The 15,854-nt window shown below is 51.6% G+C and carries 15 protein-coding genes; 7 read left to right on the forward strand and 8 right to left on the reverse strand.

All coding sequences use genetic code 11. From position 1 onward, the window contains the following. The first annotated feature begins 9 nt into the window (after positions 1–9). The 5 genes from yeiB (at position 10) to mglC (ending at position 6,247) form a co-directional block, all read left to right on the forward strand. Positions 10–1,167, forward strand: a complete 1,158-nt coding sequence (yeiB, locus tag HV352_RS08200; RefSeq protein WP_047500983.1) for a DUF418 domain-containing protein YeiB — start codon at positions 10–12, stop codon at positions 1,165–1,167. 144 nt (positions 1,168–1,311) lie between these two features. Then, the gene (galS, locus tag HV352_RS08205) at positions 1,312–2,337 is read left to right on the forward strand and encodes an HTH-type transcriptional regulator GalS (protein WP_047359172.1); all 1,026 of its coding nucleotides are present in this window, start codon (positions 1,312–1,314) and stop codon (positions 2,335–2,337) included. A 293-nt stretch (positions 2,338–2,630) separates the two neighbouring features. Further along, positions 2,631–3,629: a galactose/glucose ABC transporter substrate-binding protein MglB gene (mglB, locus tag HV352_RS08210; RefSeq protein ID WP_016153719.1), complete on the forward strand. Its 999-nt coding sequence runs from the start codon at positions 2,631–2,633 to the stop codon at positions 3,627–3,629. A gap of 71 nt (positions 3,630–3,700) precedes the next feature. Beyond that, positions 3,701–5,221: a galactose/methyl galactoside ABC transporter ATP-binding protein MglA gene (mglA, locus tag HV352_RS08215; protein WP_016153718.1), complete on the forward strand. Its 1,521-nt coding sequence runs from the start codon at positions 3,701–3,703 to the stop codon at positions 5,219–5,221. 15 nt (positions 5,222–5,236) lie between these two features. Further along, a complete protein-coding gene (mglC, locus tag HV352_RS08220) occupies positions 5,237–6,247 on the forward strand; it encodes a galactose/methyl galactoside ABC transporter permease MglC (RefSeq protein ID WP_003027393.1) in 1,011 nt (336 codons plus the stop codon). A gap of 57 nt (positions 6,248–6,304) precedes the next feature. On the opposite strand, the gene preA is transcribed toward mglC, so the two are convergent. The 8 genes from preA to HV352_RS08260 all read right to left on the reverse strand — a co-directional run bounded on the left by preA (position 6,305) and on the right by HV352_RS08260 (position 13,314). Next, entirely contained in the window at positions 6,305–7,540 is a 1,236-nt protein-coding gene (gene preA / locus HV352_RS08225; protein ID WP_181635334.1) for an NAD-dependent dihydropyrimidine dehydrogenase subunit PreA, read from the reverse strand. Continuing rightward, the gene (locus tag HV352_RS08230) at positions 7,534–8,775 is read right to left on the reverse strand and encodes an NAD(P)-dependent oxidoreductase (protein ID WP_016156975.1); all 1,242 of its coding nucleotides are present in this window, start codon (positions 8,773–8,775) and stop codon (positions 7,534–7,536) included. The genes preA and HV352_RS08230 overlap by 7 nt, the downstream gene beginning before the upstream one ends. A 232-nt stretch (positions 8,776–9,007) precedes the next feature. Continuing rightward, positions 9,008–9,247, reverse strand: coding sequence for a DUF2542 family protein (locus HV352_RS08235; RefSeq protein WP_016153715.1), 240 nt, complete (start codon positions 9,245–9,247; stop codon positions 9,008–9,010). 2 nt (positions 9,248–9,249) lie between these two features. Next, positions 9,250–9,969, reverse strand: a complete 720-nt coding sequence (gene sanA / locus HV352_RS08240) for an outer membrane permeability protein SanA (RefSeq protein WP_016153714.1) — start codon at positions 9,967–9,969, stop codon at positions 9,250–9,252. A 181-nt stretch (positions 9,970–10,150) separates the two neighbouring features. Beyond that, positions 10,151–11,035, reverse strand: coding sequence for a cytidine deaminase (gene cdd / locus HV352_RS08245; RefSeq protein WP_047500989.1), 885 nt, complete (start codon positions 11,033–11,035; stop codon positions 10,151–10,153). Positions 11,036–11,183: 148 nt separating this feature from the next. Then, positions 11,184–11,879 (reverse strand): CidB/LrgB family autolysis modulator, encoded by a 696-nt coding sequence (locus tag HV352_RS08250; RefSeq protein WP_016153712.1) that lies wholly within the window; start codon positions 11,877–11,879, stop codon positions 11,184–11,186. Further along, positions 11,876–12,274, reverse strand: coding sequence for a CidA/LrgA family protein (locus tag HV352_RS08255; RefSeq protein WP_016153711.1), 399 nt, complete (start codon positions 12,272–12,274; stop codon positions 11,876–11,878). Before HV352_RS08255 ends, HV352_RS08250 begins: the two co-directional genes overlap by 4 nt. A gap of 131 nt (positions 12,275–12,405) precedes the next feature. Continuing rightward, positions 12,406–13,314, reverse strand: a complete 909-nt coding sequence (locus tag HV352_RS08260; protein ID WP_016153710.1) for a LysR substrate-binding domain-containing protein — start codon at positions 13,312–13,314, stop codon at positions 12,406–12,408. A gap of 126 nt (positions 13,315–13,440) precedes the next feature. On the opposite strand from HV352_RS08260, the gene HV352_RS08265 reads away from it, so the two are divergent. Together HV352_RS08265 and gtdA are read left to right on the forward strand one after the other, a co-directional pair. Then, positions 13,441–14,799, forward strand: coding sequence for an aromatic acid/H+ symport family MFS transporter (locus HV352_RS08265; protein WP_181635335.1), 1,359 nt, complete (start codon positions 13,441–13,443; stop codon positions 14,797–14,799). Between the two features lie 11 nt (positions 14,800–14,810). Beyond that, positions 14,811–15,848: a gentisate 1,2-dioxygenase gene (gtdA, locus tag HV352_RS08270; RefSeq protein ID WP_103928379.1), complete on the forward strand. Its 1,038-nt coding sequence runs from the start codon at positions 14,811–14,813 to the stop codon at positions 15,846–15,848. The last annotated feature ends 6 nt before the right edge of the window (positions 15,849–15,854 follow it).

Here is a 15,854-nt window from a genome sequence, read left to right on the forward strand (position 1 = left end):
GCAGGGACCATGGAGCGTAATGTCACGCTGGATTTTATTCGTGGCGTCGCCATTCTTGGTATCCTGCTTCTCAATATTAGCGCCTTTGGCTTGCCAAAGGCGGCATACCTCAATCCCGCGTGGTATGGCAACATCACCTTATCCGACGCCTGGACCTGGGCGCTGCTCGATCTCTTTGCGCAGGTAAAATTCCTCACGCTGTTTGCGCTGCTGTTCGGTGCCGGTCTGCAAATGCTGCTCCCGCGCGGCAAACGCTGGATCCAGTCGCGGCTTACGCTGCTGGTTCTATTGGGTTTTATTCACGGTTTACTCTTCTGGGATGGCGATATCCTGCTGGCATATGGCTTAATCGGCCTGATTTGTTGGCGGTTGATCCGTGATGCGCCGTCGGTGAAAAGCTTATTTAACACTGGCGTACTGCTTTATCTGGTGGGCGTTGGCGTATTGCTGCTGCTGGGGGTAATCTCCGGGAGTGAGACCAGTCGTGCCTGGACGCCGGATGCCTCAGCGTTGCTGTATGAAAAATACTGGAAAATAAACGGTGGAATGGAAGCCGTCAGCAATCGCGTGGATATGATGTCCAATAGCTTGCTGGCGCTGGGCGCGCAGTACGGCTGGCAACTGGCGGGCATGATGCTGCTCGGCGCGGCATTGATGCGCAGCGGTTGGTTAAAAGGGCAGTACAGCTTACAGCATTACCGACGCACCGGTGTACTGCTGGTCATTCTCGGGATGGCGATTAACCTGCCTGCTATCGTCGCTCAGTGGCATCTGGACTGGGCATATCGCTGGTGTGCCTTCTTGCTACAAGCCCCGCGAGAGCTGGGCGCGCCGTTGCAAACCATTGGTTACGCCGCGCTGATGTTCGGCTTCTGGCCGCAGCTTAGCCGCTTAAAATGGGTCATTGCCATCGCCTGTGTGGGGCGCATGGCATTAACTAACTATCTGTTACAAACCTTAATCTGCACCACGCTGTTTTACCAGGTCGGCTTATTTATGAAATTTGACCGACTGGAGCTGCTGTATTTCGTCATTCCGGTTTGGGCCGTTAACCTACTTTTCTCCGTCATATGGCTACGTTTTTACCGCCAGGGCCCGGTGGAATGGCTGTGGCGTCAATTAACCCTGCGTGCTGCGGGGACATCATTGCCGCGTACATCCAGATAACGATCTGGATCACATTCATTAACAAAACGGATGTAAGCGCTTTCATTCCTGTGACATCTCTCACGCAGTGCGTTTCATTGTGCTGACAAAATACCCAGCCTGGGGTGTCTGCGGGCAACCGCAATCTAAAACAGGGCAGTGAATATGATCACCATACGTGATGTGGCACGACAGTCTGGCGTTTCTGTAGCGACCGTTTCCCGCGTACTGAACAACAGTGCGCTGGTGAGTCCCGATACGCGTGAAGCGGTAATGAAGGCAGTTACTCTGCTGGGCTATCGACCCAATGCCAACGCGCAAGCGCTGGCGACGCAGGTGAGCGACACGATTGGTGTTGTGGTCATGGATGTATCAGACGCCTTTTTTGGCGCGCTGGTAAAAGCCGTGGATATGGTTGCCCAGCAGCATCAGAAGTATGTCCTGATTGGCAACAGCTATCATGAGGCTGAAAAAGAACGTCATGCCATTGAGGTGTTGATTCGTCAGCGCTGTAACGCACTGATTGTACACTCTAAAGCACTGAGCGATCGGGAACTCGCCGAGTTTATGGATCAGATCCCCGGCATGGTGCTGATCAACCGTCTGGTGCCGGGGTACGCCCACCGCTGCGTCTGTCTGGATAACATCAGCGGTGCCAAAATGGCGACCCGAATGCTGCTGAATAATGGTCATCAACGCATCGGTTATCTGGCGTCAAGCCATCGCATTGAAGATGACACCATGCGCAAAGAAGGGTGGTTAACAGCCCTGAAAGAGCAGGGGATTGTTGCGGCAGAAAGTTGGGTCGGCACCGGTTCGCCCGATATGCAAGGCGGAGAGTCTGCGATGGTAGAACTGCTGGGACGTAACTTACAACTGACGGCGGTTTTCGCCTATAACGACAATATGGCTGCCGGCGCGCTGACCGCGCTAAAAGACAACGGCATCGCTATTCCATTACACCTTTCTATCATTGGCTTTGATGATATTCCTATCGCGCGTTACACCGATCCGCAACTGACCACCGTACGCTATCCCATTGCCTCCATGGCAAAAATGGCGACGGAGCTTGCGCTACAGGGGGCTGCAGGCACGTTAGACCTGGAGGCGACGCATTGCTTTATGCCGACGCTGGTGCGTCGCCATTCTGTGGCGCTTCGGCAGAATGCGGCACCGATCACTAACTCATAACGTTGCGCGATGTAACCGCTTTCAATATGTGAGTAAATTCACAGTATATTAACAATGCGATAGCTATGATGACACTGTTTGTTGCGCTGTAACTACTATGTAACGGTGAATAATCACTTTCACCGAGGTAAAGGTGCCTTAAACAAAAATTAAAGCCTGTTTTTGGAGCGTTGCCAGACACGGAAGAAATATTTTTTAAAAGTGAGCTTCGGCGTTCAGTAACACTTCAGTAACGTTCTGCCTGCCGAGCATTTATCTCAAGTACTACCCTGCATAATAAAACCGGAGATACCATGAATAAGAAGGTGTTGACCCTGTCTGCTGTAATGGCAAGCATGTTATTCGGCGCGGCTGCGCACGCTGCTGATACCCGCATTGGTGTGACTATCTATAAGTATGACGATAACTTTATGTCTGTAGTACGTAAGGCTATTGAAAAAGATGCCAAAGCGGCGCCAGATGTACAGCTGCTGATGAATGACTCGCAGAACGACCAGTCCAAACAAAACGACCAGATCGACGTGCTGCTGGCAAAAGGCGTTAAGGCACTGGCGATTAACCTGGTTGACCCGGCAGCGGCAGGCACGGTCATTGAAAAGGCACGCGGGCAGAACGTACCGATCGTGTTCTTTAACAAAGAACCTTCTCGTAAGGCGCTGGACAGCTATGACAAAGCGTTTTACGTCGGTACCGACTCTAAAGAGTCCGGTATTATTCAGGGTGATTTGATCGCCAAACACTGGGCAGCGAACCCGAACTGGGACCTGAACAAAGACGGCAAAATTCAGTTTGTTCTGCTGAAAGGCGAACCGGGACACCCGGACGCTGAAGCACGTACCACTTACGTGATTAAAGAGCTGAACGATAAAGGCATTAAAACTGAGCAACTGCAGTTAGATACTGCAATGTGGGATACCGCTCAGGCAAAAGATAAAATGGATGCGTGGATGTCCGGTCCGAACGCCAACAAAATCGAAGTGGTTATCGCAAACAACGATGCGATGGCAATGGGCGCAGTTGAAGCACTGAAAGCGCACAACAAAACCAGCGTACCGGTATTTGGTGTGGATGCGCTGCCTGAAGCGCTGGCTCTGGTGAAATCTGGCGCAATGGCTGGTACCGTGCTGAACGACGCCAACAACCAGGCGAAAGCCACCTTCGATCTGGCGAAAAACCTGGCTGACGGTAAAGGTGCGGCAGATGGCACTAACTGGAAAATTGAGAACAAAATTGTTCGCGTTCCGTACGTAGGTGTCGATAAAGATAATCTGGCAGAGTTTACCAATAAGTAAATATTCCGTCTTTGGGCGCAATGTCATTGCGCCCTTAATAACGCACTCTGCAAGGCCAACAAGGTATAATTATGGTCAGCACACATACTCAGTCGTCAGGCGAATACTTGTTGGAAATGACCGGCATCAACAAGTCCTTCCCCGGCGTTAAGGCTCTTGATAATGTCAATTTAAAAGTCCGCCCACATTCCATTCATGCCTTAATGGGGGAGAATGGCGCGGGGAAATCAACATTATTGAAATGTCTTTTCGGTATCTATCAAAAAGATTCCGGTAGTATTTTATTTCAGGGTAAAGAAATCGATTTTCATTCTGCTAAAGAAGCGCTTGAAAATGGTATTTCGATGGTACACCAGGAATTAAACCTGGTATTACAACGTTCTGTGATGGATAACATGTGGCTGGGACGCTATCCCACCAAAGGCATGTTTGTCGATCAGGACAAAATGTACCGCGATACCAAAGCGATATTTGATGAGCTGGATATTGATATCGATCCGCGTGCGCGCGTTGGTACATTATCCGTTTCTCAAATGCAGATGATTGAAATTGCGAAAGCGTTCTCCTATGACGCAAAAATCGTCATCATGGATGAGCCAACGTCATCGTTAACCGAGAAAGAAGTTAATCATCTGTTTACCATTATCCGTAAGCTGAAAGAGCGTGGATGCGGTATTGTTTATATTTCTCACAAGATGGAAGAAATCTTCCAGCTATGTGATGAAATTACCGTGCTGCGCGATGGCCAGTGGATTGCGACCCAGCCGCTGGAAGGGCTGGATATGGATAAGATCATCTCCATGATGGTCGGCCGTTCACTGAACCAACGTTTTCCGGATAAAGAAAACAAACCCGGTGAAGTCATTCTGCAAGTGCGTAACCTGACCTCGCTGCGTCAGCCGTCGATTCGGGATATCTCGTTTGATTTGCACAAAGGGGAAATTCTCGGGATTGCCGGGCTGGTCGGCGCAAAACGTACTGATATCGTTGAAACGCTTTTTGGTATTCGTGAGAAATCATCGGGTACGATTACGCTACACGGCAAAAAGATTAATAACCACAGCGCAAATGAGGCCATTAATCATGGTTTTGCGCTGGTCACGGAAGAGCGCCGCTCAACCGGTATTTACGCGTATCTAGATATTGGTTTTAACTCGTTAATCTCCAATATCCAAAACTATAAAAATAAAGTTGGTCTGCTGGATAATTCCCGCATGAAGAGTGATACCCAGTGGGTAATTGACTCAATGAGGGTGAAAACGCCGGGCCATCGTACACAAATCGGTTCACTGTCCGGTGGTAATCAGCAAAAGGTGGTTATTGGTCGCTGGTTATTAACGCAGCCAGAAATCCTGATGTTAGATGAACCCACGCGTGGTATCGATGTTGGCGCGAAGTTTGAAATTTATCAGCTGATTGCCGAACTCGCGAAAAAGGATAAGGGGATTATTATTATTTCCTCTGAAATGCCGGAGCTGCTAGGTATTACCGATCGTATTCTGGTGATGAGCAATGGTCTCGTTGCCGGAATTGTTGACACTAAAACAACAACGCAAAACGAAATCCTCCGTCTTGCGTCTTTGCACCTTTAAGATTAGGGGCTCCTCATGAGTGCGTTAAATAAGAAAAGTTTTCTTACTTATCTGAAAGAAGGCGGAATTTACGTTGTTCTTTTGGTTTTGCTGGCGATTATTATTTTCCAGGATCCCACTTTCTTAAGCTTACTGAACCTGAGTAATATTCTGACGCAATCCTCGGTGCGTATTATTATCGCATTGGGCGTGGCCGGGCTGATTGTTACCCAAGGGACAGACCTGTCGGCAGGACGTCAGGTTGGCCTGGCGGCAGTCGTGGCGGCAACCTTGCTACAGTCGATGGAGAACGCCAACAAGGTGTTCCCGGAAATGGCTACAATGCCAATCATCGTGGTGGTGCTGATTGTTTGCGTGATTGGCGCCATTATCGGTCTGGTGAACGGTATTATCATTGCTTATCTGAATGTGACGCCGTTTATTACCACCCTGGGTACGATGATCATCGTTTACGGGATCAACTCCCTGTACTACGACTTTGTCGGCGCATCACCAATTTCTGGCTTTGACAGCGGATTCTCCACCTTCGCGCAGGGCTTTATTGCGCTGGGTAGTTTCCGCCTCTCCTACATCACCTTCTATGCGCTGATTGCGGTGGCGTTTGTCTGGGTGCTGTGGAACAAGACCCGCTTCGGTAAAAACATTTTCGCCATCGGCGGAAACCCAGAAGCCGCGAAAGTGTCCGGGGTCAACGTTGCGCTGAACCTGCTGATCATTTATGCGTTGTCTGGCGTGTTTTATGCCTTTGGTGGTTTGCTCGAAGCCGGGCGTATCGGCTCGGCGACTAACAACCTCGGCTTTATGTATGAGCTGGATGCGATTGCGGCGTGCGTGGTTGGCGGCGTGTCGTTCAGCGGCGGGGTCGGGACCGTGTTTGGCGTGGTGACCGGTGTGATTATCTTCACCGTCATCAACTACGGTCTGACCTACATTGGCGTGAACCCTTACTGGCAGTACATTATCAAGGGCGGCATTATCATCTTCGCGGTCGCGCTGGACTCACTGAAGTACGCGCGTAAAAAGTAATCGTATACCGCAAAAAGCCCGGTGCAGCGTAATCTGTACCGGGCTTTTTTGTCAGCGTTACAACGTTAACGCATGCTCTTTCTCACCGGGTTTAAATTTCACCTCACCCAGCTCAATACAGGCTACCGGGCAAACGTGACCACACAACAGGCATCCCACACATTTTTCTGTGTTGCAATGCGGTGTGCGGGTTTCCTCATTCCATTCCATCGCCTGATGTCCGCCGTCATAACAGGAGATGTAACAGCGGCCACAGCCAACGCATTTATCAAGATGGATGTACGGGTAGACGATGTAGCTACGGTCAAGATCCTCCGCGGGGATGATATTGGCATTGGCAAGACCAACCATCTCCTCCAGTGAGTCAAACCCTTGATCGGCGAGGTAATGTGACAGCCCGCTGGCCATGTCCTCCACAATCCGGTAGCCATACTGCATGATCCCGGTGGTCACCTGCAGCGTGGCCGCGCCTAACAGTAAAAACTCGGCGGCATCTTCCCAGGTCTCAATTCCCCCGATGCCGCTAATCGGGAAATTGCGCAGTTCAGGGTGCATGCGCAGTTGTTGGATAAATCGCAAAGCAATAGGTTTAACGGCCTTGCCGGAGTAGCCGGAAATACTGGATTTACCGTTGACGATCGGCATCCCGATTTTTCGGTTCAGATCGATATTCGTGATGGATTTAACCGTATTGATGGTCGCGATACCGTCGGCACCTCCGTGTTTTGCTGCCAGAGCCACCTCACACATATCACCAATGTTCGGTGTCATTTTCGCCAGCATCGGCAGGGACGAGCCGCGTTTAACGGCCCGACAATACTTTTCAACCAGCTCAGGGCTTTGCCCGACATCGCTACCCATGGCATGTGAGGTCATTTGCGGGCACGAGAAGTTACACTCGATCATGTCTGCACCCGCGTCTTCAACCAGGCGGGCCAGTTCCTGCCATTGCTGCTCATTTTCCCCCATAATCGACGCAATCAGGACTTTGTCCGGGTAGTCCTGTTTCAGTCGACGAATTGCGGCCAGATTCTCCTCCAGCGGATGCTCGGCAATTTGTTCCATGTTTTTGAAGCCAATAAAGCCGGTATCTTCTTTGGTGAGATGGTCAAAACGTGGGGAGACTTCATTAGCAATAAAGAACCCGATCGTTTTAAAAACAATGCCACCCCAGCCGCTATCATAGGCTTTGGCGCACATTTCATAACAGTTGCCCACCGGAGAGGAAGAGAGGCAGAACGGGTTGGGGAATTTGACGCCGCAAAAAGTAATAGAAAGATCTTTCGTTAACATGAGCAAGCTCCCTCTAAATAGTGATGAATGGCCTGAGCGGCTTCTTTTCCCGTTTTCACGGCGTAAACAACGGTTTTATCGCCTTTAACAATATCGCCCGCAGCAAACAGAGCCGGATCGGCGGTTTGATAATTGTGCGTATCGATAAGATTGCGCTGTGGCTTTAACGCGGCGAAATTATCAAGCTGAGCATGTTGGCCGACGGCGAGAATAATCTGTTCGGCTTCAAGCGTGAGTTCTCCAGGCTGACGTACGTGCTTAAAGGTGACTCGATTTCCGCTAACCGCCACGGGCGTGAAGCCGTCAATTATCGACACCCCTAAAGCCTGTGTGCTGCTGAATTCTTTGTCGCTGGCCGGGAAGTCGGCGAGTTCTTCACGCGCGACACAGGTGACTGACGGGCAGCCCAGCAGCTTCAACGTACTGGCGACATCCATCGCCACGTCGCCACCGCCGATGATTAATGCACTTTGTGCGACGGTAATATCGCCGTTGGATTGCCGGGCTCGTTGCAGAAAATCGACGGCGATTTCTACGTGATTCGCCCTCTCAAACAGAGGTAACGTTGAACCGTAAGACATCCCAACGGTAACCAGTACGGCGCGGTATTCTGCTTTGAGTTGCTCAACGGAAAGGGCATTGCCGACTTCACAATTGCACTTGATGGTCACGCCCATTTCAACGATACGGGCAATTTCAAGATCCAAAACTGCTTGCGGCAGACGAAACTCAGGAATGCCATAACGCAACCAGCCACCTGGCTGGGCCTGTTTTTCGAAGATTGTGACATCATAACCAAGATTACTTAGCGTTACGCTGGCCTGTAACCCTGCCGGACCCGCCCCGATGATAGCTACCTTGCCGAGCGTTTTTGTTGCCGGCTGATAGATTTTCATTGCGGTCTGCTGTTCAAAATCGGTAATAAAGCGTTGCAGACGTGCAATATCGATAGGTTTATCAATTCCTGAGCGCGTACATCCGCGCTGGCATAATTTTTCGGTTGGGCAAACCCGGGCGCACACCGCACCGAGCGCATTATTTTCGCGGATAGTTTCGGCAGCGCCTTTAAAATTACGAAAATAAATAGAGCGAATAAATTTCCCTGGGTCTGTTTGCGCCGGGCAATCATGACTACAGGGGGCGTCGTGACATAATAAACAGCGGGAAGCCTCTTTTATTGCTAATAATGGGGTAAAAGCAGGCGTGAGCTCATCCAGATAATTTTGTTGTGGCATATTTTCTTCCTTAATGCTTGAGTAAATTAAGGCAAACCGTTAATAACAAAATATAAAAAGTGAAGGCTATTCTTAAGGCTAAGCACTGCAGGAAGAGTATTCTGTGAAAGGATTCACAAATAGAAGATAGTCTGAGGGAAATGCTGGCGGGCAGCATTAATCCCTTACATTGAAATGGTAACTATTATCAAAATATTAGCTATTCTCAAATGCTAATATAAAGGAAAATTCTTTAGCGATAAAAGACTAAGTAAATAACCATCCCGAAGGATAAACATCCGCACCCGGCATAAACCAGCACATAAGACCAAAATTGCAGGGGCTCTTGATTGCGATAAGCGTAAACCGGTTCGCGCGCATTCTTTTTAATTTTATCTACGGCCCCAGAGCGCCAGCCTTTCCATGCTTCGCGAAAACAAAATACGGGAATGAGCAAAAAGGCCAACACGACGAAAAGGGTTTGTACATCCATGCTTATTTTCCTTGTTTCTTTTGTAATTCGAGTAGTTGTTCAGGCGTGACCGCCGGATATCCCTGTGCATCGTCCGGTACCTGATGCATGGTAGGGATGGGCACTAGCGGGCCTAAAAAGCGGGGTTCACGTTTGAAAATATAGAGATCGGCCAGTGCGCCAAAGCGGGCGCCAAATTCACGTACCCGCACGGTGAGCATATCTTTTGGTGAGGGCACCGCATAGCACTGGGCCTGGATGCCCATATGCAGCGCAATAAACAAGGCGCGCTCACAGTGGAATCGCTGAGTAATAATGATGAAATCGTTGGTATCGAACACCTTGCGGGTTCGTACAATTGAATCGAGCGTCCGGAACCCGGCGTAATCAAGCACGATGTCAGCGGGATCGACACCTGCGGCAATCAGATCCTTACGCATCGTCATGGGTTCGTTGTAGCTTTGTTGTGCGTTGTCGCCGCTCAGCAGCAGATAGTTTACCTTTCCACTGTTATAGGCGTTCAATGCGCCCTGAATGCGGTAGCGGTAATACTGGTTGATGACGCCGGTGCGATAGTATTTCGCCGTGCCCAGGACCACACCGACCTGGCGGTAGGGTAAATCCTGCAATTCGTCGTAGATGTAGGGAGCGGTCTTCCAGCTCATCCACCTGTCGAGCCCAAGCACAGTCAAAAGCAGCAAGCCTACCAGGACTAACAGGCTGTAAAACACGCGCTTTAACATGCAGAAAACTCGTTATTTGGATGGAATTTCAATCAGGCTACTGTACCGGAAGACGTAGCGCAAGAAACAGCAATCTGATTGAGGGGATTTTCAGCAAAACGGCCCTGTTGGATGGTAGCAACAGCAAATCTGGCCGACAACCTGGAGCGATTGCAGGCCAGATAAGCGTAGCGCCAGGCAATTAACCGAGCAGCACGCGCTCAATATTATTGCAGCCCAGCGCTTTCAGGGTAGCGGAGGTCGCATCCCACTGAATCAACGGCGCATCGGCTTTTTCAGCCAGCACAGCACGCTGGATATCCGGGTAGTCATAACCGTTAAGGTTCAACAGGTTTAACGCGCCTTGCAGCGGCGGCAGGGTCGGGTTGAAGGCGGCATTTTCCGCATAGCTACCGCTAAAAATTCGACCATCTTTACATTCCAGCGCCACGCCGCTTGGGGAGTTGCTGTACGGCATATGAGATCTGTTGGCGGCGGTGATAGCCGCTTGGGTCAACGCATCGCCCTGCAGTGCGAAGCCGTGATCCTGATCGTCCATCAGCAGTGTTTTAATCTCCAGATCTTTCGGTCCGAAGGCATCTGGCAGGTAATCGCGCAGCACGTGTGGCGCACGTCCCGGCAGATGAATACGTAAATCCAGTCCGCTGTTCAGTTCGTTCATAAACTGGCGACAGTGGCCGCACGGCGTGTAGTTGACGGTGATGGCGGCGAGCCCTTTTTCACCGCGCAGCCAGGCATGGCTGATGGCGCTTTGCTCGGCATGAACGGTTTGCTGCATGGTCGCCCCCAGGAACTCCATGTTGCCACCGAAGTACCAGGTGCCGCTGATGCCGCGAGAAATTGCCCCAACGTTGAAGTTGGACAGCGGAGTACGCGCGCAGGCCGCAGCCAGCGGCAGTAGAGCGAATGCCAGCGCGTCTTCGTCCAGTCCCGATTCGCGTTTCAGCAAAGAGACCTGCTCAGCAGTCAGCATGGCGGGGAAATGCGCATCCGCCAGAACAGGCGCCAGGGCTGATTGCAAGTTATCCGCGAGTTGGGCAAAAGCAGTTTGAAAACGTGGATGCATGGCGATGCCTCATAACAATGTAATGGAATCGTAGTTTACGGGCCTGTTACGGCTTTATATGTGATCCAAATCTCATTGTGTATGCAACTTATGAAACTTAAATTAAAAATGTGCAACGCATCGCAAATAATTAGCCAAAAATTGAAGGTTAACCGACCAGGGCCAGAATAATCGGGAACAGGAATGGGGCGACCAACGAGGTGATAATGCCGCAAATAACCAGCGCTAGAGAGCTAAACGCACCTTCCTGATAGTCCAGCTCTGCACAGCGTGCGGTACCCAGGGCGTGCGAAGCGGTACCCATGGCCAGTCCACGTGCGGCTTTGGTGCGAATACGCATCGCATTGAGCAAAGTATGACCAAACACAGCCCCGAGGATACCAACAAAAATGACGCACACGGCGCTGATGGCCGGAATACCACCAATGCTGCCTCCCACTGCCATAGCGATAGGCGTGGTTACCGATTTCGGCATGATTGACGCAGCAATTTGCGGCGATGCGCCCATCAACAAGGCGATTGTTGTACCTGTAACCATCGCCACAACGCTCCCCGCAAAGCAGATGGCAATAATTGATTTCCAGCGAGCGCGAATCTGGTGCAGCTGTTCGTATAACGGATAGGCCAGCGCGACCACGGCAGGTTGCAGTAAATCGTTCAGCACCTCACTGCCTTTGAAATAGTGATCGTAGGGAATTCCGGTCAGCATCAGAATGGGAATGATCACCACCATGGCGACCAGTAGCGGGTTCAATAGCGGCATTTTAAATCGTGCAGCCAGCTTACGTGCGCCAAAAAATACCGCCAGCGTAAGGGGTAACGACCACCAGATATACGACATCATTCTTTAGACCCTTTTTGCCCAACGATTTTGCGCTCACCGTGCACAATGTGAGAACTCCAGCTCACCACCAGGAAAACGACGAGCGTACTGATGGTACAGGACACCACTACCGGACCAAATTGCGCACGGAGCAGATCAAAGTACTGCATGATCCCCACGCCAATCGGGACAAACAACAGGGCCATATAGCGAATCAGCACATAGCAGCCGGGGTTAACCCATTTTGCCGGTAGCACCTGCAAAGCCAGTAAGACAAACAGAATCAGCATGCCGATAATGCTGCCCGGAATGGTGATGGGGAGTAGCGATGCAAGAAAAATACCTGCATAGAGGCAGGCATAAATCAGGACGAATGCGCGCAAATATTGCCAGATAATGTTCAGTGCTTTGCTCATAGTTGAAACCCTTGACGAGACTGATTCATCATACAATTAAACTTCAAAACGTGCTACCGATCACATCATGAATTCTAAGCATAGAAGAAATAGATATCTGGAACATCGGGCGATGGCCCTAACTGTTCACGTTAAACCTGTGCCAGGTAATACAGAAAACGATTCAGGGCGGTCGTGGGTGTTTCATTGTTGCGCCAGAACACGCCTACGCTGCCTTTTTGTTCAATCTTCGGCAGATTCAGGATAGCCAGCTGTCCCTGGGCGGCATAACGCTGCGCCAGGCGTAGAGAAAGAATAGAGATCATGTCGCTACTTTGCAGCAGGTTGGTGCTGACGTTTATCGACGCCGACTCAATGATGTTTTCCGGTAGCATGACGCCGTTATCTACCAGCGCGTTGTCAATGCTTATCCGGATGGGCGTTCCCGTCGGCCAGACAATCCAGCGCCAGTTAGCCAGATCATGCCAGGTGAGCAGGGGATATTTTGCCAGCGGATGGTCGGGGCGCGCGACGAAACAGACCGGCTCGGTATACAGCACCTGGTAATTGAGCGGCAACTGAAGCGCCCGGCCACCGACGCGTCCGACCACCACATCCACCGAACCCGCGAGCAGATCGTGCAACAGCGGGGTCATCACCTTCTCTTCAATATTAAGATGCAAGGTCGGCAGCTCTGTGAGCAAACCCAGTATCGCCTGTGAAACGCAGTCCGTCGCCACCGGCGAGCAGCCAATCTTCAGACTCCCTACCAGGCCTCCCTGCTTAAAACGGGCGATTTCATACTGTGAACGTTCCATATCATTGATCAGGCGTTGGGCATGCTGCAGTAGCAGCTTGCCGCCTTCTGAAGGGCGTAAGCCTTTGCTATGACGTTCAAAGAGTGTGATACCCATCTCATCTTCGAGCTGTGATAACCATTTTGACAACGCTGGCTGGGTGATATTCATCATTCGGGCGACGTGAGTCAAATTCCCCTGTTCGCCCAGCGCAATAAGCGTTTGCAGGTGGTGTAACTTAAGTTTCTGCGCCCAGTTAGCCATTTGCTATAACCTCCAGGTTATGCCTCTGCATGAAAAGCCATTGTACATTTCATCTCCAAACATACAAAGTCGCAACATACCTAAAACAAAACAGACATCTACTCTACCTGCACTGAGGCATTCACTATGACTCAACAACGTGATCTACAAGCACTGATCGATTCCGCCCCCGTCGGTAAGACCCAGTGGCGCGTTATCATTTGCTGTTTTTTGGTCGTCATGCTCGACGGTTTTGATACCGCGGCTATTGGTTTTATCGCGCCCGACATTCGCACCCACTGGCAACTGACGGCCGGAGATCTGGCGCCGCTGTTTGGCGCAGGCCTGCTGGGTCTGACCGCTGGCGCACTGCTCTGCGGTCCGCTATCGGATCGTTTTGGCCGCAAACGGGTGATTGAACTCTGCGTGGCGCTGTTCGGCGCACTGAGCCTGATCTCGGCTTTTTCCCCCGATCTACAAACGCTGGTTATTTTGCGCTTCCTTACCGGGTTAGGCCTGGGCGGCGCGATGCCAAATACTATCACTATGACCTCAGAATACCTGCCAGCGCGTCGGCGTGGTGCACTGGTCACCATGATGTTCTGCGGTTTTACCCTGGGCTCGGCGATGGGCGGGATTGTCAGCGCACAGCTGGTGCCGGTTATTGGCTGGCACGGCATCCTGGTGCTGGGAGGCGTGCTACCGCTGATGCTATTTGTGGCTCTGCTGTTTGCGCTGCCGGAATCCCCGCGCTGGCAGATTCGTCGTCAGTTGCCGCAAAACGTGATTGCCAGAACCGTCAGCGCCATCACCCGGGAACGTTATGACAATACCCAATTTTATCTCAACGAGGGCGCCGCGATTGCCAAAGGCAGCATTCGCCAGCTGTTCGTCGGGCAACAGTTGCCCATTACCCTGATGTTATGGGTGGTGTTCTTTATGAGCCTGCTGATTATTTATCTGCTCTCCAGCTGGATGCCAACGCTGCTTAACCATCGCGGAATTGACCTGCAGCATGCCTCATGGGTGACCGCCGCCTTTCAGATTGGCGGTACGCTCGGTGCGCTGGTGCTGGGAGTTCTGATGGATAAATACAATCCTTTCCGCGTGCTGGCAGTGAGCTATGCGCTGGGCGCGGTATGTATTGTCATGATTGGTCTGAGCGAGAACGGCCTGTGGCTGATGGCGCTGGCCATTTTTGGCACCGGCATCGGCATCAGCGGTTCGCAGGTGGGTCTGAATGCCTTAACCGCCACGCTTTATCCGACGCAGAGCCGGGCCACGGGCGTCAGCTGGTCTAATGCGATTGGCCGCTGCGGCGCGATTGTCGGCTCGCTCTCCGGCGGCGTGATGATGGCGATGAATTTCTCATTCGATAACCTGTTTTTCATTATTGCCGTTCCGGCGGCCATCAGCGCGGTGATGCTTATGCTGCTGACGGTTGTTATCCGCCAGTCGGCCTCTGTCCCTGACGCGTTGTCACGCGTAGGCATCGTGAACAAATAAGGAGAATCTCTATGTCAGAACTTAATCAGGATGTTAAGAACAGCCGTCAGCAGTTTTACCAGCATATTTCCGGGCAGAATCTGACCCCGCTGTGGGAGTCGCTGCACCGCCTGGTACCGCCAACGCCGAACGCACATTGTGCTCCTGCGTACTGGAACTACCAGGAGATCCGCCCGCTGCTGCTGGAAAGCGGCGATCTGATTGGCGCGAAAGAGGCAATTCGTCGCGTACTGGTGCTGGAAAACCCCATGCTGCGCGGACAGTCTTCAATCACCCCAACGCTGTACGCCGGATTGCAGTTAATCATGCCGGGCGAGGTTGCGCCGAGTCACCGGCATAATCAGTCTGCGCTGCGCTTTATTGTCGAAGGGAAAGGGGCATTTACCGCGGTGGATGGCGAGCGCACCCAAATGCATGAAGGCGATTTTATTCTGACGCCACAGTGGCGCTGGCACGACCACGGCAACCCAGGCAGTGAACCGGTGGTGTGGCTGGACGGTCTGGATCTGCCACTGGTGAATCTGCTGGGTTGCGGCTTTGCGGAAGATTACCCGGAGGATCAGCAGCCGGTCACGCGCAAGGAAGGGGATTACTTACCACGCTACGCGGCCAATATGCTGCCGCTGCGTCATCAGAAGGGTAACTCATCGCCAATTTTCAACTATCGCTACGATCGCAGCCGTGAAGCGCTGCATGACCTGACCCGCATGGGCGACGCCGATGAGTGGGACGGTTACAAGATGCGTTACGTCAACCCGGTAACCGGTGGTTATCCCATGCCTTCAATGGGGACCTTTTTACAACTGTTGCCGAAGGGCTTTTCCTCGCGGATGGCGCGTACCACCGACAGCACTATCTATCACGTGGTGGAAGGAAGCGGGCAGGTCACCATCGGCACCGAGACTTTAAATTTTTCGCCAAAAGATATCTTCGTGGTGCCAACCTGGCACGGCGTGTCATTCCAGGCCCACGAAGATGCCGTCTTATTTAGTTTTTCGGACAGACCGGTTCAGGAAGCGCTGGGGTTGTTCCGTGAAGCACGTTATTAATTTGGG

Source organism: Citrobacter sp. RHBSTW-01044 (genome assembly GCF_013781945.1).
Taxonomy (GTDB): Bacteria; Pseudomonadota; Gammaproteobacteria; order Enterobacterales; family Enterobacteriaceae; genus Citrobacter; species Citrobacter braakii.